General features: G+C 67.8%; 22 protein-coding genes. 20 read left to right on the top strand and 2 right to left on the bottom strand.

Features of this window, described 5'->3' with window-relative positions; all coding sequences use genetic code 11:
* Window positions 1-21: 21 nt before the first annotated feature.
* Both QT382_RS09525 and QT382_RS09520 read right to left on the bottom strand, forming a co-directional pair.
* Window positions 22-1419 (bottom strand): FAD-binding oxidoreductase, encoded by a 1398-nt coding sequence (locus tag QT382_RS09525; RefSeq protein WP_289253796.1) that lies wholly within the window; start codon window positions 1417-1419, stop codon window positions 22-24.
* A gap of 10 nt (window positions 1420-1429) precedes the next feature.
* A complete protein-coding gene (locus QT382_RS09520; protein ID WP_289253795.1) occupies window positions 1430-2161 on the bottom strand; it encodes a FadR/GntR family transcriptional regulator in 732 nt (243 codons plus the stop codon).
* Between the two features lie 182 nt (window positions 2162-2343).
* Between QT382_RS09520 and QT382_RS09515 the strand changes: the two genes are divergently transcribed.
* The 20 genes from QT382_RS09515 (at window position 2344) to QT382_RS09420 (ending at window position 25300) form a co-directional block, all read left to right on the top strand.
* Window positions 2344-3144, top strand: coding sequence for an alpha/beta fold hydrolase (locus QT382_RS09515; protein ID WP_289253794.1), 801 nt, complete (start codon window positions 2344-2346; stop codon window positions 3142-3144).
* Window positions 3145-3492: 348 nt separating this feature from the next.
* Window positions 3493-3921, top strand: coding sequence for a division/cell wall cluster transcriptional repressor MraZ (mraZ, locus tag QT382_RS09510; RefSeq protein WP_289253793.1), 429 nt, complete (start codon window positions 3493-3495; stop codon window positions 3919-3921).
* Window positions 3921-4910: a 16S rRNA (cytosine(1402)-N(4))-methyltransferase RsmH gene (rsmH, locus tag QT382_RS09505; protein ID WP_289253792.1), complete on the top strand. Its 990-nt coding sequence runs from the start codon at window positions 3921-3923 to the stop codon at window positions 4908-4910. Before mraZ ends, rsmH begins: the two co-directional genes overlap by 1 nt.
* Window positions 4907-5188 (top strand): cell division protein FtsL, encoded by a 282-nt coding sequence (gene ftsL / locus QT382_RS09500; RefSeq protein WP_289253791.1) that lies wholly within the window; start codon window positions 4907-4909, stop codon window positions 5186-5188. Before rsmH ends, ftsL begins: the two co-directional genes overlap by 4 nt.
* Window positions 5185-6975 carry a peptidoglycan D,D-transpeptidase FtsI family protein gene (locus QT382_RS09495; protein ID WP_289253790.1) on the top strand — a complete coding sequence of 597 codons (1791 nt, stop codon included), beginning with the start codon at window positions 5185-5187 and terminating at the stop codon, window positions 6973-6975. The genes ftsL and QT382_RS09495 overlap by 4 nt, the downstream gene beginning before the upstream one ends.
* 82 nt (window positions 6976-7057) lie before the next feature.
* On the top strand, window positions 7058-8551 hold the full coding sequence (locus QT382_RS09490; protein WP_289253789.1) for a UDP-N-acetylmuramoyl-L-alanyl-D-glutamate--2,6-diaminopimelate ligase: 1494 nt from the start codon (window positions 7058-7060) through the stop codon (window positions 8549-8551).
* A 20-nt stretch (window positions 8552-8571) separates the two neighbouring features.
* The gene (locus QT382_RS09485; protein WP_289254718.1) at window positions 8572-9981 is read left to right on the top strand and encodes a UDP-N-acetylmuramoyl-tripeptide--D-alanyl-D-alanine ligase; all 1410 of its coding nucleotides are present in this window, start codon (window positions 8572-8574) and stop codon (window positions 9979-9981) included.
* A 6-nt stretch (window positions 9982-9987) separates the two neighbouring features.
* A complete protein-coding gene (gene mraY / locus QT382_RS09480) occupies window positions 9988-11166 on the top strand; it encodes a phospho-N-acetylmuramoyl-pentapeptide-transferase (RefSeq protein ID WP_289253788.1) in 1179 nt (392 codons plus the stop codon).
* 9 nt (window positions 11167-11175) lie between these two features.
* A complete protein-coding gene (gene murD, locus QT382_RS09475) occupies window positions 11176-12894 on the top strand; it encodes a UDP-N-acetylmuramoyl-L-alanine--D-glutamate ligase (protein WP_353957266.1) in 1719 nt (572 codons plus the stop codon).
* Window positions 12891-14156, top strand: coding sequence for a putative lipid II flippase FtsW (ftsW, locus tag QT382_RS09470; RefSeq protein WP_502929859.1), 1266 nt, complete (start codon window positions 12891-12893; stop codon window positions 14154-14156). Before murD ends, ftsW begins: the two co-directional genes overlap by 4 nt.
* The gene (gene murG / locus QT382_RS09465; RefSeq protein ID WP_289253787.1) at window positions 14153-15223 is read left to right on the top strand and encodes an undecaprenyldiphospho-muramoylpentapeptide beta-N-acetylglucosaminyltransferase; all 1071 of its coding nucleotides are present in this window, start codon (window positions 14153-14155) and stop codon (window positions 15221-15223) included. The genes ftsW and murG overlap by 4 nt, the downstream gene beginning before the upstream one ends.
* Window positions 15220-16593: a UDP-N-acetylmuramate--L-alanine ligase gene (gene murC / locus QT382_RS09460; RefSeq protein ID WP_289253786.1), complete on the top strand. Its 1374-nt coding sequence runs from the start codon at window positions 15220-15222 to the stop codon at window positions 16591-16593. Before murG ends, murC begins: the two co-directional genes overlap by 4 nt.
* Entirely contained in the window at window positions 16590-17564 is a 975-nt protein-coding gene (locus QT382_RS09455; RefSeq protein ID WP_289253785.1) for a D-alanine--D-alanine ligase, read from the top strand. The genes murC and QT382_RS09455 overlap by 4 nt, the downstream gene beginning before the upstream one ends.
* Before the next feature lie 13 nt (window positions 17565-17577).
* Window positions 17578-18426, top strand: a complete 849-nt coding sequence (locus QT382_RS09450) for a cell division protein FtsQ/DivIB (protein WP_289253784.1) — start codon at window positions 17578-17580, stop codon at window positions 18424-18426.
* 3 nt (window positions 18427-18429) lie between these two features.
* Window positions 18430-19659: a cell division protein FtsA gene (ftsA, locus tag QT382_RS09445; RefSeq protein WP_289253783.1), complete on the top strand. Its 1230-nt coding sequence runs from the start codon at window positions 18430-18432 to the stop codon at window positions 19657-19659.
* Window positions 19660-19800: 141 nt separating this feature from the next.
* On the top strand, window positions 19801-21048 hold the full coding sequence (gene ftsZ, locus QT382_RS09440) for a cell division protein FtsZ (RefSeq protein WP_289253782.1): 1248 nt from the start codon (window positions 19801-19803) through the stop codon (window positions 21046-21048).
* 154 nt (window positions 21049-21202) lie between these two features.
* Window positions 21203-23200: a sensor histidine kinase gene (locus QT382_RS09435; RefSeq protein WP_289253781.1), complete on the top strand. Its 1998-nt coding sequence runs from the start codon at window positions 21203-21205 to the stop codon at window positions 23198-23200.
* An 18-nt stretch (window positions 23201-23218) separates the two neighbouring features.
* Entirely contained in the window at window positions 23219-24154 is a 936-nt protein-coding gene (gene lpxC, locus QT382_RS09430) for a UDP-3-O-acyl-N-acetylglucosamine deacetylase (RefSeq protein WP_289253780.1), read from the top strand.
* Window positions 24155-24175: 21 nt separating this feature from the next.
* The gene (locus tag QT382_RS09425) at window positions 24176-24361 is read left to right on the top strand and encodes a hypothetical protein (RefSeq protein WP_289253779.1); all 186 of its coding nucleotides are present in this window, start codon (window positions 24176-24178) and stop codon (window positions 24359-24361) included.
* Window positions 24362-24550: 189 nt separating this feature from the next.
* Window positions 24551-25300 carry an N-acyl amino acid synthase FeeM domain-containing protein gene (locus QT382_RS09420; protein ID WP_289253778.1) on the top strand — a complete coding sequence of 250 codons (750 nt, stop codon included), beginning with the start codon at window positions 24551-24553 and terminating at the stop codon, window positions 25298-25300.
* The last annotated feature ends 44 nt before the right edge of the window (window positions 25301-25344 follow it).

Genomic DNA, 25344 nt, shown 5'->3' with positions numbered 1-25344 from the left:
GCATTCCTTGGCCCGGACCTTCTAGAAAATCTTGCCGGGGTTGAGAATGCCTTTCGGGTCCCAGGCGGTCTTGATGGCGCGCATCAGGCCCACGACTTCGGGGCCGTACTGCGCGAGCAATTTGGATTTCTTGCCCATGCCGATGCCGTGTTCGCCGGTGCAGGTGCCGCCGACGGCGAGCGCGCGCTCGACCATCGCGGCATAGACGCGGTCCACCGCCGCCTGTTCTGCGGGCTGGTCGGGCATGGGCATGAAGAGCACGTGGAAGTTCCCGTCGCCGACATGGCCAAGGATGGGCGCGACCAGTCCCTCGGCATCGATGTGTTCGCGAGCCAGTTGCACCTGCTCGGCCAGCGCCGACATGGGCACGCAGACGTCGGCCACCACGCTGATGCAGCCCGGCTTGAGCGCCAGGGCGGCGAAGTAGGCGAGATGGCGCGCCTTCCACAGCTGGCTGCGGTCTTCGGGCCGCGTGGCCCACTTGAATTCGATGCCGCCGTGGCTGGTCGCCACTTCCTGTGCCAGCTCGGCCTGTTCCTTGACGCCGGTTTCGCTGCCGTGGAACTCAAGGAAGAGCGTGGGCAGCTCGGTCAGGCCCAGCTTGGAATACTCGTTGCAGGCGCGGACCTGGTGCTCGTCCAGGAACTCGATGCGGGCGAATGGCAGGCCGCTCATCGACAGTTCGGTCACCGCATCCACCGCTGCCGCCAGGCTCGGGAATGCACAGGCCGCCGCCGCCACTTCAACCGGCAGCGGATGTAGGCGCAAGGTGATCTCGGTGATCAGGCCCAGCACGCCTTCGCTGCCCACCATCAGATGGACCAGGTCGAAACCGGCCGAGCTCTTGCGGGCCCGGGTTCCCAGGCGTACCAGGCGGCCATCGGCCAGCGCGACTTCCAGGCTCATCACGTTGTGGACCATGGAGCCGTAGCGCATGGTCGTCGTGCCCGAAGCCCGGGTGGAGACCATGCCGCCGATCGTGGCGTTGGCGCCCGGGTCCACCGGGAAGAAGAAGCCCGTGCCTTTGAGCTGCGCGTTCAGCTCCTCGCGGGTGATGCCCGGCTGGACCACGCAGTCGCCGTCTTCCAGATGCACTTCGAGCAGCGCATTCATGCGGCTCATGTCCACGCAGATGCCGCCATGCGGCGCGCTGACATGGCCTTCCAGCGAACTGCCGGCACCAAAGGCGATGACCGGCACGGCGAGCTCGTCGCAGAGCTTCAGGATCTCGCAGACCTCGGCCTTGTTCTCGGGCCAGACCACGGCATCGGGTGCCAGGCTGGTGACCAGGCCTTCGCCGCGGGCATGCTGCTCGCGGACCGCCTTCGAGACGTTGAGTCGCTCGCCGAACAGCTTTTTCAGGCGTGAGATCGCCTGCTCGACGGCCTCGGGAGCCATCGAGAAATCGGGGTGGGACATGGGGGCCTTGCTAGGTGCTGATGTCGGGCCGCTGGCGCTGCACTTGCACCAGGGCCAGATCGAAGTGGTAGGACATGGCCGACTGCGCGCCCATCGGGTCGCCGGCGCAGATGCGCTCGACCACGGCGTCATGCGCGTCGATCACGCGTTGGAGTTCGGCCTCGCTGCGGGTCTCGGCCAGGTGCATGCGTGCCGAGGCTTCGACGGGCGTGCCCAGGGCGCCCAGCAGCAGGCTGTTGAGCGGGTTGCCGCTGGCGGCGGCGATCAGGTGGTGGATGGCCGAGTCGCACTGCACGCGGCGGACCGGGTCGCGCAGTGCATCGCGCATCTGCGCCGCCAGCTCGCGCAGCCGCTGGCGCTGCTCTTCCGTGGCATAGCGGGCGGCCAGCTGGGCCGTCTGCAGCTCAATGGCGCGGCGGGTTTCCAGCACATGGGCCAGGCTGACCTGGGCCGTGTTGAGCGCGTAATCGAACACCTGGGCCAGCACGCTGGCGTCGATCAGGCGCAGCCGCGGTTTGCGGCCGCCTTCGATCTCCAGGATGCCCAGGGCCGCCAGCGTCCGGTAGGCCTCGCGCACGCTGCCGCGGCTGACCTGCAGGTCCAGGCCGATCTTGACTTCGCTGGGCACGGCATCGCCGGGGCGCAGCTGTTCGTTGTTGATCAGCGCGAGCAAATGCCTGGCCACCTGGGCCGACAGGGTCGGGCGCTCGATGGGGGACAGGGCGGGCTGGGCGGAAATCATGGCTTGGTCTTGGTGCGTTGGTTTGAAGCGTAGTCTCGCTTATCAAACCTGTCAAACAGGTTGTACGAGTTTGAGGGGAAATACTTAGCGTTCCCTGGCTTGATCATTGAGAATCCGCAAGTCGTCTTGATGAATGCAAGGCCAACTTGTAGGATAGGTTTGTCCATTCAGCCGCATTGCCTATGAACGCCGACCTGACTGCAGCACCGGTGCTGATCCTGATCCACGGGGCCACCATGAATGGCCGGATGTGGGACCCGGTGCGCCGGCACCTGGCCCCCGGCCGGCGCGTGCTGGCGCCCGACCTGCCGGGCCATGGCAGCCGCCGCGGCGAGCGATTCACCCTGGAAGCGGCCGTGGCCACGGTGGTGGAGGCGGCACGCTCAGTGGAGGACTCGCCCGTGATCCTGGCCGGCGACTCGCTGGGTGGCTATGCGGCGCTGGCGGCGGCATCGGCCCTGCCGCGTGATCAATTGCGAGAGCTGCTGGTGGGTGGTTGTACCGGGAACATCGAGGGCTTGGCGATGCTGAGCCACTTCATTCCCAAGACCTTGCTGTTCAAGACCCTGCTCGCGCTGATGGGCGAAGAGAAGTTGATTGCCAGCCTCTCCGGCAAGGTGCGCGCCATGCTGGCCGAGGCTGGCGTGGCGGTTGAGGATGCCGAGGCCATCATTGGTACGGGGCTTTCCGCCAGCGTCTTCGAGCAGGCCGTCGCGGCGCTGCGCGGCGTGGACTTCCGCAGCATGCTGGCAGCTATCGAGCAGCCGGTGCTGCTGCTCAACGGCGATCGAGACAGGGTGATGACACGGCAGGAGGCTGAGTTCCTGGCTGCCGCCCGCCAGGGCTCGGTGCAGCGCTGGAACTGCGAGCACGGCGTGAGCCTGTTGCGCAGCCGAGAGTTCGCCGCCTTGCTTGAGGCGGCGGCGGCACGAGCTTCTCTGGCCGACAATCGGCACCTCGCCGCGCCTGCGCTGACGCGCTGATGGTCTAGCGCGGCTGCCGCCTGCGGGCCGGCCTGGTCCCCGGATCTGGCGGTGCGCTCGGTCTGCGTCTTGGCGCACTGACCACGGGTCGGCGGGTTGAAGGGCTGCATTGAGCCGCCCGAACGGCGCGTTTTGCGCCCGCCGCATCGCCCAATTTGTTCATCCAGCACTTGCAATGCCTATTGCAAGTCCTTCATTTTGAAGGACTTTTGCCTGCAATTTCAGTCTAAGAGATTGCCCTAAGTGCTTGATTTCATTGAGAAAAATTGTGTTTTTCGCTTGACCTGGGCTGGGTCGAAAGTTAAAGTGGTGAAAAGTGCAATTTAGTGGGTCGCCGTGGCGAATTTTGTGTTTCAGGGGGCTAGTGCCTTGGCGATGGACGCCAAGGGGCGCATGGCCGTCCCGACACGCCATCGCGAAGTGCTGCAGGCCCTGTGTGCCGGTCAGTTGACGGTCACCAAGCATCCCGAGGGCTGCCTGATGGTCTTCCCGCGGCCGGCCTGGGAGGCCTTCCGTGACCGCATCGCGGCCCTGCCCATGTCCGCCTCGGGCTGGAAGCGGGTCTTCCTCGGCAACGCCCAGGATGTGGAAGTCGACGCCGCGGCCCGTGTGCTGATTTCTCCCGAACTGCGCGCGGCCGCCGGCCTGAGCAAGGACGTGATGCTGCTCGGCATGGGCAGCCACTTTGAACTCTGGGATGCCGCGACCTACGCTGCCCATGAAGCCCAGGTCATGCAGAGCGACCTGCCTGATGCGCTGAAGGACTTCAGCTTCTGATGGCCACCGCCGTGACCTTCACCCACACCACCGTGCTGCTCGACGAGACCGTCGAGGCGGTGCTGAACGACCCGACGGGTCTGTATGTAGACGGCACCTTCGGCCGCGGCGGCCATTCCCGTCTGCTGCTGAGCCGACTGGCGCCGGGAGGGCGCCTGGTCGCGATCGACCGCGATCCGGAAGCCGTCGCAGCCGCGACCACCGGAGAGACGCGGGTCACGGACCCGCGTTTTTCCATCTGCCATGCCCCGTTCGCCCAGATGCGCGAGCAACTGGCCCTGCTGGGGATCGACCGGGTCCAGGGTGTGATGCTCGACCTGGGTGTCTCCAGCCCGCAGATCGACAACCCCGAGCGCGGGTTCAGCTTCCGCTTCAGCGGACCGCTGGACATGCGCATGGACACGACCCGTGGCGAAAGCGCCGCGGACTTCCTGGCCCGCGCCGAGGAGCGCCACATCGCGGAGGTGATCAAGAACTATGGGGAAGAACGGTTTGCTGTACAGATTGCAAAGGCGCTTGTTGCTCGCCGGGACGCAGGGAAGCCCGTTCGTAGCACCGATGAGCTTTCCCAGGTCGTGGCTGGTGCGGTCAAGACCCGCGAGCCAGGCCAGGACCCTGCAACGCGCACATTTCAAGCTCTTCGGATTCAAGTCAACGCTGAGCTTGAAGAGCTCGAACAGGGCCTGAGGTCCGCGCTCGAGCTGCTGGCCCCGGGCGGCCGCCTGGCGGTGATCAGCTTCCACTCGCTGGAAGACCGCATCGTCAAGAACTTCATCGCCGAGCACAGCAAGGAAGTGGTGGACCGCCGCGCGCCGTTCGCTGCTCCCAAGCCGCTGGCACTGAAGAGCCTGGGCCGCATCAAGCCCTCGGAAGCCGAGGTCAAGGTCAATCCGCGCTCGCGTTCGGCCATCCTGCGGGTGGCGGAGCGTACCGAGGCGGAGCTGCCGGCCGCGCCCGCCGGCAAGCCCGGCAAGCGAGGTGGCCGATGAGCCGCCTCAACCTGATCCTGATGCTGGCCGTGCTGGGCTCGGGCGCGCTGATGGTGCGCAGTGCCTACGAGGCGCGCCGGCTGTTCACCGAGATCGACAAGGCCCAGGCCGAGGCACGGCGGCTCGACGCCGACCTGCAGCGCCTGCAGGCCGAGCGCCAGGCGCAAGCCACCAATCTGCGGGTCGAAAAGGTCGCCCGCGAACGCCTGCAGATGCGCGCCGCCACGCCGGCCATCATCCAGCAGGCCAGCCTGAGTGCCAGCGGAGTGCAGAGATGAGCGGCGCCAAGCGCAACAAGAGCAATGGCGGCGCCATCGCGGCCCGCAGCGTCAGCTACAGCAGCAGCCCGCTGCTGGCTTCCAAGACGCCGCCGTGGCGTTCGCGCTTCCTGGTGGCTCTGGTGGGCATTTCCTTCACCGGCCTGCTGGGCCGTGCGCTCTATGTGCAGGTCATTGGCACGGAGTTTTTCCAGAAGCAGGGCGAGGCCCGCTACGCCCACACGATGGAGCTGCCGGCCAGCCGCGGCCGCATCATCGACCGCTCGGGCCAGGTGCTGGCGGCCAGCGTGGCCGTGCCCTCGTTCTGGGCGATTCCCAAGGAAGTGGATGCCGATCCGGCCAAGCGCCGCCAGCTGGCCAAAATCCTGGGCCTGAGCAGCGCCGAGCTGGATCGCAAGCTGGACCCGGACAGCCGCTTCGTCTGGCTGCGCCGCCAGGCCGACGACGAGATGGCCGGCCAGATCAAGACCCTGGGCATCAAGGGCGTGTTCCAGGACCGCGAGTACAAGCGCAAGTACCCCGAGGGCGAGGCCGCGGCCCATGTGGTCGGCTTCACCAACATCGAGGAGCGCGGCCAGGAAGGCATAGAGCTGGCGTTCCAGAAGGACCTGCAGGGCCGCGACGGCTCGCGCTCGGTCGTGCGCGACCGCCTGGGCCGCGTGGTCGAGGACATAGGCGACCGCGTGCCACCGGTGAACGGCCGCGACATCGACCTGTCCATCGACTCCAAGATCCAGTTCTTCGCCTACCAGCGGGTGCGCGACGCGGTGCTGGAGAACAAGGCCAAGGCCGGCTCGGCCGTGGTGCTGGATGTGCTGACCGGCGAGGTGCTGGCCCTGGCCAACTACCCCAGCTTCAATCCCGGCGACCGCCAGAACCTCAGCGGTGCCCAGCTGCGCAACCGGGCGCTGACCGACGTGTTCGAGCCCGGCTCGACCATGAAGCCCTTCATCGCCAGCCTGGCGCTGGAGAGCGGCCGCGTCACGCCGCAGACCATCATCAACACCGCACCGCGCAGCCTGGTGATTTCCGGCTGGTCGCCGACCGATGCCCACCCTCATGGCGACCTGAGCGTGGAGCAGGTGATCCAGAAGTCCAGCAACATCGGCGCCGCCCGCCTGGCCATGCAGATGCAGCCGCGCGAGATGCACGAGATGTTCTCGGCGATTGGCCTGGGCCAGCGGCTGCAGATCAATTTCCCCGGCGCGATCAGCGGCAAGCTGCGTCCGTACAAGAGCTGGCGCCCGATCGAGCAGGCGACCATGAGCTACGGCTACGGCCTGTCGGCTTCGCTCTTGCAGCTGGCCCGTGCCTACACCGTGTTCGCCCGCGACGGCGAGGTGATTCCCATCACCATGACCAAGTCGGCCAGCGGCGAGCCGGTGCACGGCATCCGCGTGTTCTCTCCCAAGACCGCCACCACCATGCGCGGCATGCTGCAGATGGCGGCCGGCCCCGGCGGCACGGCGCCGCTGGCCATGGCCCAGGGCTACAGCGTGGGCGGCAAGTCCGGTACGGCCCACAAGCAGGAAGGCAAGGGCTATGCCGGCAACAAGTACCGCAGCTGGTTCGTTGGCCTGGCGCCGATCAGCAATCCGCGCATCGTGGTTGCGGTGATGGTGGACGAGCCCAGCGCCGGCCAGTACTTCGGCGGCATCGTGGCCGGCCCGGTGTTCAGCCAGGTCGTGTCGCAGAGCCTGCGCCTGATGAATGTGCCACCCGACCTCGAGGTCAAGCCGCAGATCGTGGCGACCCAGAAGGTTCAGGCCGTGGAAGAGAGCTTCTGATCATGATGGCCCCCACGCTCACTGCGTTCACTGCCCCCCAAGGGGGCGTTCGTTGCCCTTCGGGGCGGCCGGGCGGGCAACGATGCTGACCCGCCTCAAATCCCCCGAAGCCGCCGCCCGCTGGCTGCAGGAATGGACCACCGGCGCGCTGCGTACCGACAGCCGCCAGGTCCAGCCGGGCGATGCCTTCATCGCCTGGCCCGGCTATGCGCGCGATGGTCGCGAGTTCGTGGCCGCGGCCCTGGCTGCGGGTGCCGCGACCTGCCTGGTCGAGGATGCCGGCGTCGATGCCCACGACTTCAAGGACGCCCGCGTCGCCACGCTGCCCGGCCTCAAGGCCATGACCGGCCGCATCGCCGCCGCCTACTACGGCGAGCCCAGCCGCACGCTGCCGGTGATCGCTGTCACCGGCACCAATGGCAAGACTTCCAGCGCCTGGTGGACCGCCCAGGCGCTGTCGCTGCTGGACTCGCGCTGCGGCGTGATCGGCACGCTGGGCGTGGGCGTGCCGCCGGCGCCGGACGGCACGGGGGCCGCCATCGACTACACCGGCCTGACCACGCCCGACCCGGTGCTGCTGCAGCAGGCCTTCCGCCGCATGCTGGATCAGGGCTTCGGCGGTTGCGCCATCGAGGCCTCGTCCATCGGCATCGAAGAGCAGCGCCTGGCCGGCACCGAGATCCGCGTCGCGCTGTTCACCAACTTCACCCAGGACCATCTCGATTACCACGGCAGCATGGAGACCTACTGGTCGGCCAAGCGCAAGCTGTTCGACTGGGCGGGCCTCAAGTCGGCCGTGATCAATATCGACGACGCCCAGGGGGCGGCCCTGGCCGGCGAGCTGGCCGGCGGCAAGCTCGATGTCTGGACCTATGCGGTCAATGCCGAGGCGCGGCTCTCGGCTCACCAACTGCAGTACGCCGCCGGTGGCATCGCCTTCACGCTGAAGGAGCAGGGCGGCGACACGGTCGCGGTGCAGACCGGCCTGATCGGCGACTACAACATCAGCAATCTGCTGGGCGTGATCGGCGGCCTGCGCGCGCTGGGCCATTCGCTGGCCGAGGCCGCTGCCGCCGCCGGCCAGGTGACGCCGGTGCCCGGCCGCATGCAGCGCATCGGCAATGGCCGCGAGCTGCCCGAGGTGGTGGTGGACTACGCCCACACGCCCGACGCGCTGGACAAGGCGCTGCAGGCGCTGCGCCCGCTGGCGGCGGCGCGCGGTGGCCAGCTGATCTGCGTGTTCGGCTGCGGCGGCGACCGCGACCGCACCAAGCGGCCGCAGATGGGCGCCATTGCCGCGCGCCTGGCCGACCTGGTGATCGCCACCAGCGACAACCCGCGCACCGAATCGCCCGAGACCATCCTGGCCGATATCGTCGCCGGTGCGCCGCTGGCCACCTCCATCGTCGACCGCGCCGTCGCCATCGACCATGCGGTGCAGCAGGCCGGCAGCCGCGACGTGGTCCTGGTGGCCGGCAAGGGCCATGAGGACTACCAGGAAATCCAGGGCCGGCGCCGTCCGTTCTCGGATGTTGAGCAGGCCCGTGCTGCCTTGATCCGGAGGGCTGGTTTGTGATTCACCACGACACGCCTTTGATGACGCTGGGCCAGGCCCTGCACCTGCTGCAGCAAAGCCTGCCGCAGGCGCGCCTGGTCGGCGATCCGCAGACCGAGATCCAGCGGGTCCACAGCGACACCCGCACGCTCAAGTCCGGCGACCTGTTCGTCGCCCTGCGCGGCGACCGCTTCGATGCCAACGACTTCCTGGCCGATGCCAAGGCCGCCGGTGCCGTCGCTGCGCTGGCCGAACGCGGCCTCGAAGCGGCTGGCCTCGCTGGCATCGAGGTGCCAGATGCCAAGCAGGCCCTGGGTCTGCTGGCCACGGCCTGGCGCCGTCACTGTCATCTGCCTGTGATCGCGGTCACCGGCAGCAACGGCAAGACCACGGTCACGCAGATGATTGCCAGCATCCTGCGGGCCTGGCTGGGCAATGCTTCGCTGGCGACCGAGGGCAACTACAACAACGACATTGGCGTGCCGCTGACGCTGCTCAGGCTGCGCCAGGACGACGCGGTCTGGCATCGGGCCGCCGTGGTCGAGCTGGGCATGAACCATCCGGGCGAAATCGCTCCGCTGGCCGCCATGGCCCAGCCGACGGTGGCCCTGGTCAACAACGCCCAGCGCGAGCACCAGGAATTCCTGCAGACGGTCGAGGCCGCGGCGCGTGAGAACGGCGCCGTGATCGAGGCCCTGGGCGCTGCCGGCGTCGCGGTGTTCCCGGCCGAAGATGCCTGCGCCCCGATCTGGCACCAGCTGGCCGGCCATCGCGGCGAGCTGAGCTTCGCGTTGCAGGGACAGGCCGACGTGACCGGCCGCGCGCGCTGGATTGGCGCGGGCGAAGAGGGCGAGTCGACGGGCCACTGGGCGCTGGAGCTGCACACGCCGGCCGGCGATGCACCGGTCAGCCTGGCCGTGGCCGGCCTGCACAACGTCCGCAATGCGCTGGGCGCCGCGACCTGCGCGCTGGCTGCCGGTGCGCCGCTGGCTGCCATTGTGCGCGGCCTGGAAAGCTTCCGCCCGGTCAAGGGCCGGTCCGCGCTGGGCACGGTGATGCTGGGCGGCCGCCGCGTCACCCTGATCGACGACAGCTACAACGCCAATCCCGACAGCGTGCGTGCCGCCATCGACGTGCTGGCCGAGCTGCCGGGCGCGGCCTGGTTGCTGCTGGGCGACATGGGCGAGGTCGGCTCGCAAGGCCCGGAGTTCCACCGCGAGGTGGGCGCCTATGCGGCCGAGCGCGGCGTGGCCCATCTGTGGACCGCTGGTGCGGCGGCCAAGGACGCTGCGGCGGCCTACGGCGCGAATGGCCGCGCCTTCGAAACCGTGGCGGACCTGCTGGCCGCGCTGGGCGAGGCGCCACGCGTCTCGACCGTGCTGGTCAAGGGCTCGCGATTCATGCGCATGGAACAAGTGATCGCGGCGCTGTCGGCCGCTGAAGGGAAGTAGGAAGCCATGCTGCTAAGCCTCTCGCAATGGTTGCTCAGCCTCTATCCGGAATGGGGCTTTCTGCGCCTGTTCAACTACATCACCTTCCGCGCGGTGATGTCGGCCATGACGGCCCTGCTGATCGGCCTGGCTTTCGGTCCCTGGGTCATCCGCCGCCTGACCGAGATGAAGATCGGCCAGCCGATCCGCGAGTACGGCGTGCAGCAGCACCTGGCCAAGAGCGGCACGCCCACCATGGGCGGCGTGCTGATCCTGATAGGCATCGGCGTCTCGACCCTGCTGTGGTTCGACTGGAGCAACCGCTTCGTCTGGGTCGTGATGATGGTGACCATGGGCTTCGGCGCCATCGGCTGGGTCGATGACTGGCGCAAGGTGGTGCGCAAGGACCCCGAGGGCATGCGCAGCCGCGAGAAGTTCTTCTGGCAGGCGCTGATCGGCATCATCGCCTCGATCTACCTGGCCTTCAGCGTGTCCGAGACCTCGGCGCTGCGCGTGTTCGAGCTGTTCTTCCGCTGGGTGCAGAGCGGCTTCTCGACCGAGCTGCCGCCGCGCGCCGACCTGCTCGTGCCCTTCTTCAAGTCGGTCAGCTATCCGCTGGGGGTGTTCGGCTTCATGGGCCTTTCGTTCTTCGTGATCGTGGGCACCAGCAATGCGGTGAACTTCACCGACGGCCTGGACGGCCTGGCCATCATGCCGGTGGTGATGGTGGGCTCGGCCCTGGGCGTGTTCGCCTACGTGACCGGCTCCTCGGTGTTCTCCAGGTACCTCCTGCTGCCCTACATCCCGGGCGCCGGCGAGCTGCTGATCTTCTGCGCCGCCACCGCGGGGGCAGGTCTTGCCTTCCTGTGGTTCAACACCCATCCGGCCCAGGTCTTCATGGGCGACGTGGGCGCGCTGGCCCTGGGCGGCGGCCTGGGCACGCTGGCCGTGATCACGCGCCAGGAAATCGTGCTGGGCATCATGGGCGGCGTCTTCGTGGCCGAGGTGCTGTCGGTGATGATCCAGGTCAGCTGGTTCAAGTTCACCAAGAAGAAGTTCGGCACCGGCCGGCGCATCTTCAAGATGGCGCCGCTGCACCACCACTTCGAGAAGTCGGGCTGGAAGGAGACGCAGGTCGTCGTCCGCTTCTGGATCATCACCATGCTGCTGTGCCTGGTCGGCCTGGCCAGCCTGAAGCTGCGCTGAGGACCAACGGTGGAACTGAACGGCGCACACCTGCTGATCCTGGGCCTGGGCGACACCGGCCTGGCCATGGCCGCCTGGGCGGCTCGCCAGGGCGCGGCCGCGATCCGCGTCTGGGATTCGCGCGAGAACCCGCCGCAGCTGGCGGCGCTGAAGGAACTGCTGCCCGATGCGCAGTTTTTCAGCGGTGCGCTGCAGGCCGCCGATGCCGAAGGCCTGCGCGCCGTCCTGAAGAGTCCTGGCCTGTCGCCCCTGGATGCGCGCCTGCAGCCGCTGCTCACGCGCGCCCGTGAGCTGGGCCTGCCTCTGTTGGGTGAACTCGATCTGTTTGCTCAGGCGCTGAATGCCCTGAAGGCCGAGCGCCGCTACGCGCCCGTGGTGCTGGCCATCACCGGTACCAACGGCAAGACCACCACCACCAGCCTGACCGGTCTGCTGGTCGAGCGCTGCGGCAGGCGCGTGGCCGTGGCCGGCAACATCGGCCCGTCCATGCTGACCACGCTGGCCCAGGCGCTGGACCTGGAGCCGGTGACGGTGGAGGCCGCTGAGGAACTTGCAGTCGAGCCTGAGTCGGCCGTCGAGACGGTCGTCGAAGAAGAGGAAGCGCCGGCCGAAGCCTCCGCCCCGACGGCTCTGGAAGAAGTCGAGGCCCTGCTGGACGAACAGCCGTTGCCCATCAAGCCGCCGCCGCCCAAGGGCCCGGTGTTCGAGCACCTGCCCGAGGCCTGGGTCTTGGAGCTGTCCAGCTTCCAGCTGGAAGGCGTCGAAGGTTTCGAGCCGACCGCGGCCACCGTGCTCAACATCACCCAGGACCATCTGGACTGGCATGGCGACATGGCCGCCTATGCACGGGCCAAGGCCCGCGTGTTCGGCCAGGAAGCCGTGATGGTGATCAACCGTGACGACGCTGCCGTCGAGGCCCTGGTGCCGGCGACCGTCATGGTCAGCCCGGGCCGCGGCCGCCGCAAGATCGAGCAGGGCCGCAAGGTCGTGCGCTTCGGTCTGGATGCGCCCAGGAAGCCGGGCGACTACGGCCTGGTCAGCGAAGGCGGTATGGCCTGGCTGGTGCGCGCGCTGGAAAGCGATCCGACGATCAAGCGCAAGCCCGGCGACGAGGACGAGGAACTGGTGGTGCAGCGTCTGATGCCGGCCGATGCGCTGCGCATCCGCGGTCGCCACAACGCTTCGAATGCGCTGGCCGCGCTGGCCCTGGCCACGGCGGCGGGTTGCCCGCTGGCGCCCATGCTGCATGGTCTGCGCGAGTACCGCGGCGAGCCGCATCGCGTGCAGCACATTGGCACGCTGGACGGCGTCGATTTCTACGACGACTCCAAGGGCACGAATGTCGGCGCCACCGTGGCTGCCTTGGGTGGCCTGGGCGCCGACCGCGCACCGTCCAAGCTGGTCGTCATCCTCGGTGGCGACGGCAAGGGCCAGGATTTCTCGCCGCTGCGCGAGCCGCTCCTGCAGCATGCGCGCGCCGTGGCCCTGATCGGCCGTGATGCGCCGGCCATCGAGGCCGTGCTCGAAGGAACAGGCCTCGCGGTGCAGCGCCACGAGACGCTGGAAGCAGCCACCGCCTGGTGCTTGGCCCAGGCCGAGTCGGGCGACAGCGTGCTGCTGAGCCCGGCCTGCGCTTCGCTGGACATGTTCCGCAACTACGCCCATCGGGCCGAGGTCTTCGTGGCCGCGGCCGAGGCGCTGGCGGCCGAGCGGGGAGCGAGCCTGTGAGCACCGCCGCATTGACCAACCTGATCCAGTCGCTGAAGCAGCGCTTCGGCAGCACCGGCACCGCCGAGGGCGACGGCCCGACCGCCGTGCCGGTGCGTGACTGGGTCTCGACCGGCCAGCCGACCAAGCTGCTGGGCTGGGACGTGACCCTGGTCTGGGTCGTGATCGCGCTGATGGCCTTCGGCCTGCTGATGGTCTATTCGGCTTCCATCGCGATGCCGGACAACCCGAAGTTCACCCGCTATTCACCGACCTTCCACTTCGCTCGCCAGGCGATGTACATAGGCGCCGGCCTGATCGCCGCGCTGATCGTGGTGCAGGTGCCAGTGGCAACCTGGGAGCGCTGGGCGCCCTGGCTGTTCGTGGTCTCGCTGGTGATGCTGGTCGTGGTGCTGATCCCCGGCATTGGCAAGGTGGTCAATGGCGCGCGCCGCTGGATTCCGCTGGGCCTGATGAACTTCCAGCCCTCGGAGCTGGCCAAGTTCGCCATCGCCATGTACGCGGCCAGCTACATGGTGCGCAAGATGGACGTCAAGGAGAACTTCGTCCAGGCGGTCTGGCCGATGATCGTCTCGCTGGGCGTGATCGGCGTGCTCCTGCTGGCCGAGCCCGACATGGGCGCCTTCATGGTGATTGCCTGCGTCGCCATGGGCATCCTGTTCCTGGGCGGCGTCAACGGCCGCATGTTCTTCCTGGTGGTGGCGGTGCTGGTCGGCGCCTTCGTGCTGATGATCACCTTCAGCGAATTCCGCCGCGAGCGCATCTTTGCCTACCTCAATCCCTGGGACGAGAAATACGCCCAGGGCAAGGCCTACCAGCTGACCCATTCGCTGATCGCCTTCGGCCGCGGCGAGTGGTTCGGCCAGGGACTGGGCTCCAGCGTCGAGAAGCTGCACTACCTGCCCGAGGCCCACACCGACTTCCTGCTGGCCGTGATCGGCGAGGAACTGGGCTTCGTCGGTGTGGCCGTGGTGATCTTTGCGTTCTTCTGGCTGTCGCGCCGCCTGTTCCACATCGGCCGCCAGGCCGTGGCGCTGGACCGGGTGTTCGCCGGCCTCTACGCACAAGGCATTGGCATCTGGATGGCCGGCCAGGGCTTCATCAACATGGGCGTGAACCTGGGCGCGCTGCCGACCAAGGGCCTGACCTTGCCGCTGCTGAGCTTCGGCGGCTCGGCCATCCTGATGAACTGCATCGCGCTGGCCGTGGTGGTCCGGATTGACATCGAAAACAGGCAAATGATGAGAGGGGGCCGCGGATGAGCCGCCACCTGGTCATCATGGCGGCCGGCACCGGCGGCCACATCATTCCGGGCCTGGCCGTGGCCGAAGAGATGAAGCGGCGCGGCTGGAGCATCTCCTGGATTGGCACCGAGACCGGCATGGAGAACAAGCTGGTGCCGCCCACCGGGATTCCGCTGGACCGCCTGGCCTTCGCGGGTCTGCGCGGCAAGGGGCCCAAGCAGCTGGTGCAGGGCCTGATCGGCCTGGTCAAGGCCTTCGTGCAGAGCCGCCAGGTCTTTGTCACCCGCAGTGCCGACGCGGTGCTGGGCATGGGCGGCTATGTCTGCCTGCCCGGCGGCCTGATGGCGCGGCTGATGCGCCGCCCGCTGGTGCTGGTCAATGCCGATGCCGGACTGCTGCTCTCGAACAAGGCGCTGAAGCCGCTGGCCTCGCGCATTGCCTTCGGCTTCGACGGTGTGGACGCGGCCCGCAGCGGTGCCGTCGTCACCGGCAATCCGGTGCGCGACGAGATCGAATCCATCGCCGCACCGGCGGCTCGCTATGCCGGCCGCAGCGGTCCGCTGCGCCTGCTGGTGGTCGGTGGCTCGCTGGGTGCCAAGGCCATCAATGCGGCGGTTCCGAAGGCGCTGGCCCTGTGGCCGGCGGAACAGCGTCCGCTGGTGGTCCACCAGACCGGCCAGGCCAATCTGGCCGAGGTGCAGCTGGCCTATCGCGAAGCCGGAGTCGAAGCCGAGATCCTGCCCTTCATAGACAACATGGCCGAGCGCCTGGCCACGGCCGACCTGGTGGTCTGCCGCGCCGGTGCGATCACGGTCAGCGAGCTCTGCGCCGCCGGTGCGCCCTCGGTGCTGGTGCCGCTGGTGGTCAGCACCACGGCCCACCAGCGCGACAACGCCCAGTTCATGGCCCAGCACGGCGCGGCCCTGCATCTGCCGCAGACCGAGCTGACGGCCGAGAAGCTCAAGCAGCTGATCGAAGGCCTGGACCGGGCTCGTTTGCAAGCAATGGGCGAGAAGGCGCGCCAATTGGCTCGCCCCCGCGCTGCTGCTCGCGTGGCCGATGAGATTGAAAGACTGACCCCGTGAAGCACGCCGTCAAGCACATCCACTTCATTGGCCTGGGCGGCGCCGGCATGTCGGGCATCGCCGAGATCCTGCACAACCTGGGCTACCAGGTCAGCGGCTCGGACCAGAGCGACAGCGCCACGCTGCAGCGCCTCTCCGGCCTGGGCCTGACAAGCTTTGTCGGCCATGAGGCTTCGAACATCGCTGGTGCCCAGGTGGTGGTGGTCTCGACCGCCATCCAGGCCGACAACCCGGAGCTGGTCGCCGCGCGCGCGGCCGGCGTGCCGGTGGTGCAGCGTGCCGTGATGCTGGCCGAGCTGATGCGCCTGAAGAAGGGCATCGCCATCGCCGGCACCCATGGCAAGACCACGACCACTTCGCTGGTGACCACGGTGCTGGCCGAGGCCGGCGTCGACCCCACCTTCGTGATCGGCGGCAAGCTGAACGCAGCCGGCGCCAACTCGCGCCTGGGCCAGGGCGAGTACATCGTGGTCGAGGCCGACGAGAGCGACGCCTCCTTCCTGAACCTGCTGCCCATGATGGCCGTCGTCACCAACATCGACGAAGACCACATGGACACCTATGGCCACGACCTGGCCCGCCTGCATGGCGCCTTCGTCGACTTCCTGCACAAGATGCCGTTCTACGGCGCGGCCGTGGTCTGCGGCGACGATGCCGGCGTGCGCGAGATCATGGCCCGCATCGAGCGGCCGGTGGTGAGCTATGGCTTCGGCGAGAACAACAGCGTGCGCGCGGTCGAGGTCCAGGCGCTGCCCGGCGGCCAGATGCGCTTCGTGGCCCAGCGCGAAGGCATGGCCGACCTGCCGGTGACTCTGAACCTGGCTGGTCGCCACAACGTGCTGAATGCGCTGGCCGCGATTGCCGTGGCGACCGAGCTGGAGCTGCCGGATGCACCCATAGTCGCGGCGCTGCAGAAGTTCGGCGGCGTGGGCCGGCGCTTCCAGCGCTACGGCGAGCTGCGTGCGGCCGATGGCGGCCAGTTCACGCTGATCGACGACTACGGCCACCATCCGGTCGAGATGGCGGCCGTGCTGGCCGCGGCGCGCGGCGCTTTCCCGGGCCAGCGCCTGGTGCTGGCCTTCCAGCCGCATCGCTACACCCGCACCCGCGACTGCTTTGCCGACTTCGTCAAGGTCCTGGCCCAGGCCGATCTGGTGTTGCTGGCCGATGTCTATGCCGCCGGTGAAGCGGCGATCGCCGGCTTCGATGCCGCACACCTGGCTGCCGCCAGCGATGCAACCCTGGTCGGCCCGGTCTCGGCCATGCCTGCTGCCATCGCCGCCTCCACCCGGGGCGGCGACGTGGTGATCGTGATGGGTGCCGGCTCTATCGGAGCCGTGCCCGCACAAACGGTGGAACTGCTGAAATGAAACTGGACCTGAACATCGACCCCAAGCAGCTAGGCAAGACCGCCGTGCTGATGGGCGGCAGCTCGGCCGAGCGCGAGGTCTCGCTGACCATGTCCGGCCCCGGCGTGCTGGCGGCGCTGCGCGCCAGCGGTGTCGACGCCCATGACTTCGATCCGGCCGAGCGCGGCCTGCATGAGCTGAAGGCCGAAGGCTTCCAGCGCTGCTTCATCGCCCTGCATGGCCGCCACGGCGAAGACGGCACGGTGCAGGGCGCGCTGGAGCTGCTGGGCATTCCCTACACCGGCTCCGGCGTGATGGCATCAAGCATCGCCATGGACAAGATCACGACCAAGCGGCTGTGGCGCGCCGATGGCCTGGCCACGCCCAAATGGCTGAGCCTGAAGCGCAGCGAGCTGCAGCGCGAGCGCGTCATCACCGTGCCCGACGAGCTGGGCCTGCCGGTCTTCGTCAAGCCGCCGCACGAAGGCTCCAGCATCGGCGTGACCCGGGTCGACGGCTATTCGCAGATGCAGGCCGCGGTCGAGGCCGCCGCCCAGTACGACGAAGAAGTGCTGTGCGAGCAGTTCATCGAAGGCCCCGAGCTGACCTGCCCGGTGCTGGGCGAGGGCGCTTCGGCCGTGGCGCTGCCGGTCATCCAGATCGAGGCCGACCAGGGCAACTACGACTACCAGAACAAGTACTTCACCAACAGCACGCGCTACCTGCTTGGCAACCTGGACCCGCAGCTGGAGCGCCGCATCCAGGACCTGGTGCTGGCGGCCTACCGTTCGCTGGGCTGCCGCGGCTGGGGCCGTGCCGACCTGATGCTGCGCAAGTCGGACGGCGAGCCCTTCCTGCTGGAGATGAACACCTCGCCCGGCATGACCTCGCATTCGCTGGTGCCCAAGTCGGCGGCGCATGCGGGCATCACGTACGAACAGCTGTGCCTGTGGCTGCTGGCCCAGGCGCGACTCGACTCGGGCAAGGCCTGACCCTCAAGCAAGCATGGCCGCCAACACCGCGCTCGACCAGGCACTGCCACCCGACGTCCGTCTGATGAACGGCGTCGCGGTGCTGCTGATGCTCGGCCTGGTGCTGGCGGTGCTGGCCTATGGCGCCAACTGGCTGGCGCGCCGGCCGGTGTTTGCGATCCGCGCGGTGCAGATCGAGGGCGATGTGGCCCGCAACAGCTCGGCCACGCTGCGGGCCAATGCGCTGCCGAGGCTCTCGGGCACCTTTCTCACCATGAACCTGCAGCAGGCGCGCCAGGCTTTCGAGGCCGTGCCCTGGGTGCGCCAGGCCACGGTTCAGCGGATCTGGCCGGCACGGCTCAAGGTCACGCTGGAAGAGCATCGTCCGGCCGCCTACTGGGAGCTCAAGGCCGAAGGCGCCGATGCGCAGAGCGACGCCGCGGTCGAGCGCCAGCTGGTCAACAGCTTCGGCGAGGTCTTCCAGGCCAACCTGGGCGATGTCGAGGACGAGAACCTGCCGACGCTGTCGGGCCCCACCGGTTCGGCTGGCCACATGCTGATGCTGTGGAAGCAGTTGCAGCCGCTGACCGAGGCCCTGTCGGACAGCGCCGAGCGGCTGGACCTTTCGGGTCGCGGCTCCTGGCGCCTGAAGCTTGAGAAGGGCGCCGAGATCGAGCTGGGCCGCGGCAGCGACGCCGAGGTGCTGGCGCGCTACGAGCAGTTCGTGCGCACGCTGACCCAGATGACCTCGCGCTACCAGGCACCGCTGCTGGCGGCCGACCTTCGCCACCGCGACGGCTATGCGCTGAAGCTGCGCGGCGTGACGACGAGCGGCCCCGAGGCGGGCGCCAAGAACAAATCGACGAAGACCACAAGGAACTAACAGATGGCCAAGGAATACAAGGATCTGGTCGTGGGCCTGGACATCGGCACTGCCAAGATCATGGCGGTGGTCGCCGAGGTGATGGGCAATGGCGAGCTGCGCATCGCCGGCCTGGGCGTGGCCCCGTCGCACGGCCTCAAGCGCGGCGTGGTGGTCAACATCGACGCCACCGTGCAGTCCATCCAGCAGGCGCTGAAAGAGGCCGAGATGATGGCCGACTGCAAGATCAGCCGCGTCTTCACCGGCATCACCGGCAGCCACATCCGCGGTCAGAACTCGACCGGCATGGTGATCGTGCGCGACAAGGAAGTGACGCCGGTGGACGTGGCCCGCGTGGTCGAGACCGCCAAGGCGATCAACATCCCCAATGACCAGCGCCTGCTGCTGGTCGAGCCGCAGGAATTCGTGATCGACGGCCACGAGGTCAAGGAGCCGGTCGGCATGAGCGGCGGCCGCCTGGAGGTCAAGGTCCACATCGTCACCGGCGCCCAGAGCGCGGCCGAGAACATCGTCAAGTGCGTGCGCCGCTGCGGCCTGGAAGTGGACCAGCTGGTGCTGAACCCGACCGCATCGAGCAGCGCCGCCCTGACCTCGGACGAGCGCGACCTGGGCGTGGCCCTGGTCGATATAGGTGCCGGTACTACCGACGTGGCCATCTTCACCGGCGGTTCGATCCGGCATACCGCAGTGATTCCGATTGCCGGGGATTTGATCACCAGCGATATCGCCATGGCGCTGCGCACGCCGACCAAGGATGCCGAGGAAATCAAGGTCGAACACGGGGTCGCCAAGCAATTGCTGGCGGATCCGGCCGATCAGGTCGAGGTACCCGGCCTGGGCGATCGGGCGCCGCGCCTGCTTTCAAAACAAGCACTTGCCGGCGTTATTGAACCGAGAGTCGAGGAAATCTTCTCGCTGGTGCACCAGGTGATTCGCGAATCCGGGTATGAGGAACTGCTCTCCTCGGGGATTGTGCTGACCGGCGGATCGGCCGTCATGCCGGGCATGGTGGAACTCGCCGAGGACATATTCCTGAAACCCGTGCGGCGCGGCAATCCGACCTACAGCGGCGGCTTGTTCGACATGGTTGCCAACCCGAGGTCGGCCACTGTCATGGGTTTGCTCGAAGAAGCGCGCATTTCGAGAACACGCGGCTTGAAGGCGGCTCAGCAGGCGGGGTCCATGAAAACCCTGTTCGGGCGCGCCAAGGATTGGTTTCTGGGGAATTTCTGAGGACCCTTTTCAAGTTCGGGCTCGAATCCCTTCGTTTGCTTCCAAACCCTGTCGGGCGACAACGACAAAGGGCAAACAAAAGGGTTCTTCCCGGTATTTTTCTACGTTTGGCGACTGCATAATCGGCGAAGGAGGTTTGATATGGCGATCGAAATGATCGAAGAGTTTGACCAGGGCACCCAAATCAAGGTGATTGGGGTCGGTGGCGGCGGCGGCAACGCGGTCGAGCACATGATTGCCCAGGGCGTCCAGGGCGTGGAATTCATCTGCGCCAATACCGACGCCCAAGCGCTGAATCGTTCCAAGGCCGACCAGCTGCTGCAGCTGGGTAATTCGGGCCTGGGCGCCGGCGCCAAACCCGAGGTCGGCCGTCAATCCGCCGAAGAGGCCGAGGCCCGCATCCGCGAGTCCATCCAGGGCGCCAACATGCTGTTCATCACGGCCGGCATGGGTGGTGGCACCGGCACCGGCGCCGCGCCGGTGATCGCTCGCGTGGCCAAGGAGATGGGCATCCTGACCGTGGGCGTGGTCACCAAGCCCTTCGACTTCGAAGGCACGCGCCGCACCAAGGCGGCCGAGTCCGGCCTGGCCGAGCTGGAAGCCAATGTCGATTCGCTGATCGTGGTGCTGAACGAGAAGCTGCTGGAAGTGCTGGGCGACGATGTCACCCAGGACCAGGCCTTCGCGCACGCCAACGACGTGCTGAAGAATGCCGTCGGCGGCATCTCCGACATCATCCACATCCCGGGCCTGGTGAACGTCGACTTCGAAGACGTCAAGACCGTGATGAGCGAGCCGGGCAAGGCCATGATGGGCACGGCCCAGGCCGGCGGTCCGGACCGCGCCACCAAGGCTGCCGAGGCCGCCGTGGCCTGTCCGCTGCTGGAAGGCATTGACCTGTCGGGTGCCCGTGGCGTGCTGGTGCTGATCGCCGCGAGCCGCAGCAACTTCAAGCTGAGCGAGTCGCGCAACGCGATGAACACCATCCGTCGCTATGCCGCCGAAGATGCCCATGTCATCTACGGCACGGCCTACGACGAATCGCTGGGCGACCAGCTGCGCGTGACGGTCATCGCCACCGGCCTGAGCCAGGGCAAGGCCCGCCAGCAGCAGCAGCCGCCGCTGCAGGTGATCCAGCAGGAAGCCGTGCGCCGCACCGGCACCGACAACATGCCGGTGCTGACCCAGCCGGTGAACATGTCGGCCACGCTGGGCCAGACCGTGGCCGCCCCGACCCTGGGCGGTGGCGGCGGAGATTTTGCCGGCATGACCGTGCCCAGCGTCTGGCGCCATGGCCGCACGGCCGCCGCGACCAAGGTCGAGGCCCTGTCCAGCAATGGCATGGACGAGATCGAGATCCCGGCCTTCCTGCGCAAGCAGGCTGACTAAGCAGGCCTCACGCCCCAGGCAAGACCCGGCACCCGCCGGGTCTTTGCTTTTGGGGCCCGCGCCACGTCCCTGATCGGAACGGCTAGGCAGGCGGTGGATCGCCGGGCGACACTCCGGCTTCCCAGCCGCTACTCGCACAAAGCCGATTCCCTCGATGCGCGCCCTGATCCTTGCCCTGCTGATCCTGCTGGCCGGCCTGCCGGCCGCTGCGCAGCGCATGCCCATGCCCGAGGGGGTGCCAACCAGCTCCGGCGACCGGGCCACCTCGGCCGAGCTGGCGCTGTCCAGCTGGACCCGCGAGGAGCTGCGTGAATGGTGGGCGGCGCTGCGCTCGCTGGACGGCAACCCGGGCCAGCTGCCGGCCAAGTTGCAGCCGCCGGTCGACCCGGCCGCCTGGCAGAAGGTCTCGCTGCCCGACGTGCGCACCCGCGGGCCCTCGGTGGCCCTGGGCGACGGCGATGCGCAGTTCCAGATGCGCTGGTACCGGTTGCGCTATGCCGCGCCGGAAGGCCGCTGGCCGACCAGCATCGCGCTGTACATGCCGCGCCTGGTCACGCTGGCGGCGGCCGTGCTGGTCAAGACCGACGAAGGCTGGCGGCCGGTGTTCGACAACCAGGCCGGCGCCCGCGAGCAATGGGTGAGGCCGCTGTGGGCCGTGGTGCCGGCGGCGCTGAGCGAGAAGCGCCATGTGCTGGAGATGGTGGTGGCCGTGCCGGTGCTGCGCGACAGCTTCTATTCGGTCTCCAGCGCCTGGCTGGGCGCACGCGAGGACCTGGAGCCGCGCTACGAGGCACGCTGGGTGCTGCAGATCGGCGTGCCGCAAGCCACCGGCCTCACGCTGATCGTGCTCGGCCTGTTCGCCTTCACGCTATGGCTGCGCCGTCGCGAGGAGCCGGCCTATCTGCTGTTCGCGCTGGCCACCGTGGCCTGGCTGGTGCGCAACCTGCACTACCACATGGACCTGCCGCGCACCCATGCCGGGCTGGAATGGTTCTGGTGGGCGACCCATGCCTCGATGTCCTGGGTGATGCTGCTGACCTTCCTGTTCGCACTGCGCTTTGCGCACCGCCGCTACCCGAGGTTCGAGCGTGCCGTGAGTGTGTTCGTGCTGGTCTCCAGCCTGGCCACCATGCCGTTCTCGTCGCTGCTGCGCGACCCACTGGTGCTGCAGCACATCGTCAATGCCGTGGTCGGCACGGTGGCGACGCTGTTCATCGGCGGCGTGGCCGTGCGCGACGGCAGCCGCGAGCTGCGGCTGATCGCGGCCAGCCTGGTGCTGGGCCTGGGCCTGGGCGTGCACGACCTGTTCCTGCTGGCCGGCTGGGCCTGGCCGGAGCATATCTACCTGATGCCCTTCGCCACCCTGGTCATCGTGGTCTGCTTCCTCTACGCGGTTCAGCACCGCTACATAGGCGCGCTGCAACAGGTGGAGCAGGTCAACGCGCAGCTGGGCGAGCGGCTCGCCACACAGGGCGCCGAGCTGCAGGCCCAGCATGACCGGCTGCGTGAAGCCGAACGTCAGCAGGCCCTGCTGGTCGAACGCCAGCGCCTGATGCAGGACATGCATGACGGCCTGGGCTCCTCGCTGCTGTCGGCCATGGTGGCGGTGGAGCAGGGCAGCATGGACCAGGACAAGGTCGTGGAGGTGCTGCGCGAATGCGTGGACGATTTGCGACTGGTGATCGACTCGCTGGAGCCGGTCGGCCACGACCTGGTTTCGCTGCTGGCCACCATGCGCTACCGGCTTGGCAAGCGGCTGCAGACCGGCGGCCTGCAGCTTGACTGGGACGTGCAGGACCTGCCGCCGCTGGACTGGCTGGAGCCGCCCGACGCCCTGCATGTGCTGCGCCTGATGCAGGAGGCGCTGACCAATGTGCTCAAGCATGCGCGCGCCACCCGGGTGCGCATCGTGACGCGGGACGTCGGCCATTCGGTCGAGATCCGGGTCGAGGACGACGGCGAGGGTTTCGACATCGATTCCGCCCGCCGCGGCCGCGGCCTCAAGAGCCAGCAGCGGCGCGCCCAGCGCCTCGGTGGCCGCATCACCTTCGAGAGCAGCCTCGGCCATGGCACGCGCGTCTGCCTGCGGCTGCCGGTGCAGCGCCAACCGGGCGATCCCAATCTCCCAGCGGCCCCGCAAGGGCAAGCCTGATCGCGGACAATCGCGTCCATGTTGAAGCAACGTACCCTGAAGTCGCTGACCCGTGCCGTCGGCGTGGGCATACACAGCGGCCAGAAGGTCGAGATGACGCTGCGTCCGGCAGCCCCCGACACCGGCATCGTGTTCCGCCGCGTGGACCTGAACCACCCGGTCGACATCCCGGTGCGCTCCGACACGGTCTGCGATACCCGCATGGCCACCACCATCAGCCCCAACGGCGACCCCAACGGGCCGCGGGTCCAGACCATCGAACACCTGCTGTCGGCCTGCGCCGGCCTGGGCCTGGACAACCTCTACGTGGACATCAATGCCGACGAGGTGCCGGTGCTGGACGGCTCGGCCGCCAGCTTCGTGTTCCTCTTGCAGAGCGCCGGGATCGAGTTGCAGAACGCGCCCAAGAAGTTCCTGCGGGTGAAGAAGGCCATTGAGGTCCGCCAGGGCGAGGGCAAGCGCCTGATGTGGGCCAGGCTGGAGCCGCACCACGGCTACACGCTGAACTTCCAGATCGAGTTCGACAACCCGGCCGTGTCCGCCACCGGCCAGCAGTACGTGTTCGACATGGGCTCGGGCCAGTACAAGAAGGAAATCGCGCGGGCCCGCACCTTCGGCATGACCAGCGACATCGAGGTCATGCGCAGCCGCGGCCTGACGCTGGGCGGCGCCATGGACAACGCCATCGTGGTGGACGACTACCGCGTGCTCAATGCCGACGGCCTCCGCTACGACGACGAATTCGTCAAGCACAAGATCCTCGACGCCATCGGCGACATGCAGGTCGCCGGCCATCCGCTGCTGGCCGCCTACACCTCCTTCAAGGGCGGCCATGCGCTGAACAACAAGCTCTTGCGCGCCCTGCTGGCCGACCAGGAAGCCTGGGAGATCGTCACTTTCGAAGACGAGCGCCAGGCACCGGCGGGCTTTGCCGAGCTGGCGCCGGCCTGGTAGAGCAGCTCCGCCTTTTCATCCATGCTGATCGCCCGCCTCATCGTCGGATTGCTGTTGTTCGCGGCCGTCGTCTGCTTTGCGATGTACATAGGCACTCGCCAGGAGGGCTGGCGGCGGCGTGGCATCGTCATCGTCAAGTGGACGGTGCTGGCCGGGCTGGGCTTCTTTGCCGTGCTGATCCTGGAGCGGCTGGCCCTGATGCTCTGAGAGCCAGAGCCACGCAGGCCCTGGGGACAGGTCTTGCGCCATTCGTGCGCAATGCGCCCGGATCCGGGCGAACTCGCCGATTTCCGGCTGAGCCGGCGCCAATCTGGCCGGAATATGGCCAGCAACTCGTGACTTTGTGCGCGGTTTCCGACCCCTACACTGGCTTCACATCAACGGGGAAGACCTGACATGAACAAGCCGGGCGTCGGAGTGGAACTTGTGGGCAGCGCGGAGCGCCTGCCCTTCCAGGTGAGGGTGGCCCAGCGGTCCGAACTCGAGGAAGTCGTTCGCCTTCGGTCGCAGGCCTATGGCCGTCATCTGCCGGAATTCGGCGCCAAGCTATCCCAGCCCGAAGCGGCCGATTACCAGCTGGGCTGCGAAGTCTTCGTCGCGATTTCCAAGCTCGACGGCAGCCTGCTCGGCACGCTGCGCACCCATGCCAATGCGCTGCAGTCGCTGCCGCTGGAAGGCTCCATCCAGTTGCCCGACCGCTTCACCGGCAAGCGCATGATCGAAGCCACACGCCTGAGCGTGCTGGGCAATGCCAATTCGTCCCTGGTCCGCAATGCGCTGTTCAAGGCCTTCTTCAGCTATGCCCGCGAGCAGAACGCCGACTGGATGCTGGTGACCGGCCGCAAGCCCATCGACCGCATGTACGAAGCCCTGCTGTACCGCGACGTGGCCGAGGAGGGCGCCTTCTTCCCCATGAAGTGCACCGGCAACCTGCCGCACCGCGTGATGTGCATGGCCGTGAAGGAGGCCGAGCCGATCTGGCGCGAGGCCCGGCATCCGCTGTATGACTTCGCCTTCGTGACCCGCCACCCCGACATCGACGTCAGCGGTGCGCGCGACCTGGGCGACGTCTGGGAACGCCGCCCCGGTGCCAAGCTGGCCCTGTTCCAGCCGCCGGTGCGGAGCCTGGCCCGCGTGGCTGTCTAACTGGCCTCAGGCTGATCGCGTGTATCGCGATCAGTCCTTCGCCA

Origin of the sequence: Pelomonas sp. SE-A7, assembly GCF_030345705.1 — a bacterium.
Classification (GTDB): domain Bacteria; phylum Pseudomonadota; class Gammaproteobacteria; order Burkholderiales; family Burkholderiaceae_C; genus JAUASW01.
The sequence above is the reverse complement of the archived record's forward strand: the minus strand, read 5'-3'. Positions and strand labels throughout refer to the sequence as shown.

What these genes read in the sequence shown, in the direction of transcription:
- QT382_RS09450 (WP_289253784.1), top strand. Translation starts at nt 17,578, where the DNA reads ATGGCCGCCAACACCGCGCTCGACCAGGCACTGCCACCCGACGTCCGT.
- QT382_RS09525 (WP_289253796.1), bottom strand. Translation starts at nt 1,419, where the DNA reads ATGTCCCACCCCGATTTCTCGATGGCTCCCGAGGCCGTCGAGCAGGCG.
- ftsL (WP_289253791.1), top strand. Translation starts at nt 4,907, where the DNA reads ATGAGCCGCCTCAACCTGATCCTGATGCTGGCCGTGCTGGGCTCGGGC.
- ftsZ (WP_289253782.1), top strand. Translation starts at nt 19,801, where the DNA reads ATGGCGATCGAAATGATCGAAGAGTTTGACCAGGGCACCCAAATCAAG.
- ftsA (WP_289253783.1), top strand. Translation starts at nt 18,430, where the DNA reads ATGGCCAAGGAATACAAGGATCTGGTCGTGGGCCTGGACATCGGCACT.
- QT382_RS09490 (WP_289253789.1), top strand. Translation starts at nt 7,058, where the DNA reads ATGCTGACCCGCCTCAAATCCCCCGAAGCCGCCGCCCGCTGGCTGCAG.
- murG (WP_289253787.1), top strand. Translation starts at nt 14,153, where the DNA reads ATGAGCCGCCACCTGGTCATCATGGCGGCCGGCACCGGCGGCCACATC.
- rsmH (WP_289253792.1), top strand. Translation starts at nt 3,921, where the DNA reads ATGGCCACCGCCGTGACCTTCACCCACACCACCGTGCTGCTCGACGAG.
- QT382_RS09425 (WP_289253779.1), top strand. Translation starts at nt 24,176, where the DNA reads ATGCTGATCGCCCGCCTCATCGTCGGATTGCTGTTGTTCGCGGCCGTC.
- lpxC (WP_289253780.1), top strand. Translation starts at nt 23,219, where the DNA reads ATGTTGAAGCAACGTACCCTGAAGTCGCTGACCCGTGCCGTCGGCGTG.
- QT382_RS09495 (WP_289253790.1), top strand. Translation starts at nt 5,185, where the DNA reads ATGAGCGGCGCCAAGCGCAACAAGAGCAATGGCGGCGCCATCGCGGCC.
- mraY (WP_289253788.1), top strand. Translation starts at nt 9,988, where the DNA reads ATGCTGCTAAGCCTCTCGCAATGGTTGCTCAGCCTCTATCCGGAATGG.
- QT382_RS09420 (WP_289253778.1), top strand. Translation starts at nt 24,551, where the DNA reads ATGAACAAGCCGGGCGTCGGAGTGGAACTTGTGGGCAGCGCGGAGCGC.
- QT382_RS09455 (WP_289253785.1), top strand. Translation starts at nt 16,590, where the DNA reads ATGAAACTGGACCTGAACATCGACCCCAAGCAGCTAGGCAAGACCGCC.
- QT382_RS09515 (WP_289253794.1), top strand. Translation starts at nt 2,344, where the DNA reads ATGAACGCCGACCTGACTGCAGCACCGGTGCTGATCCTGATCCACGGG.
- QT382_RS09520 (WP_289253795.1), bottom strand. Translation starts at nt 2,161, where the DNA reads ATGATTTCCGCCCAGCCCGCCCTGTCCCCCATCGAGCGCCCGACCCTG.
- QT382_RS09485 (WP_289254718.1), top strand. Translation starts at nt 8,572, where the DNA reads ATGACGCTGGGCCAGGCCCTGCACCTGCTGCAGCAAAGCCTGCCGCAG.
- QT382_RS09435 (WP_289253781.1), top strand. Translation starts at nt 21,203, where the DNA reads ATGCGCGCCCTGATCCTTGCCCTGCTGATCCTGCTGGCCGGCCTGCCG.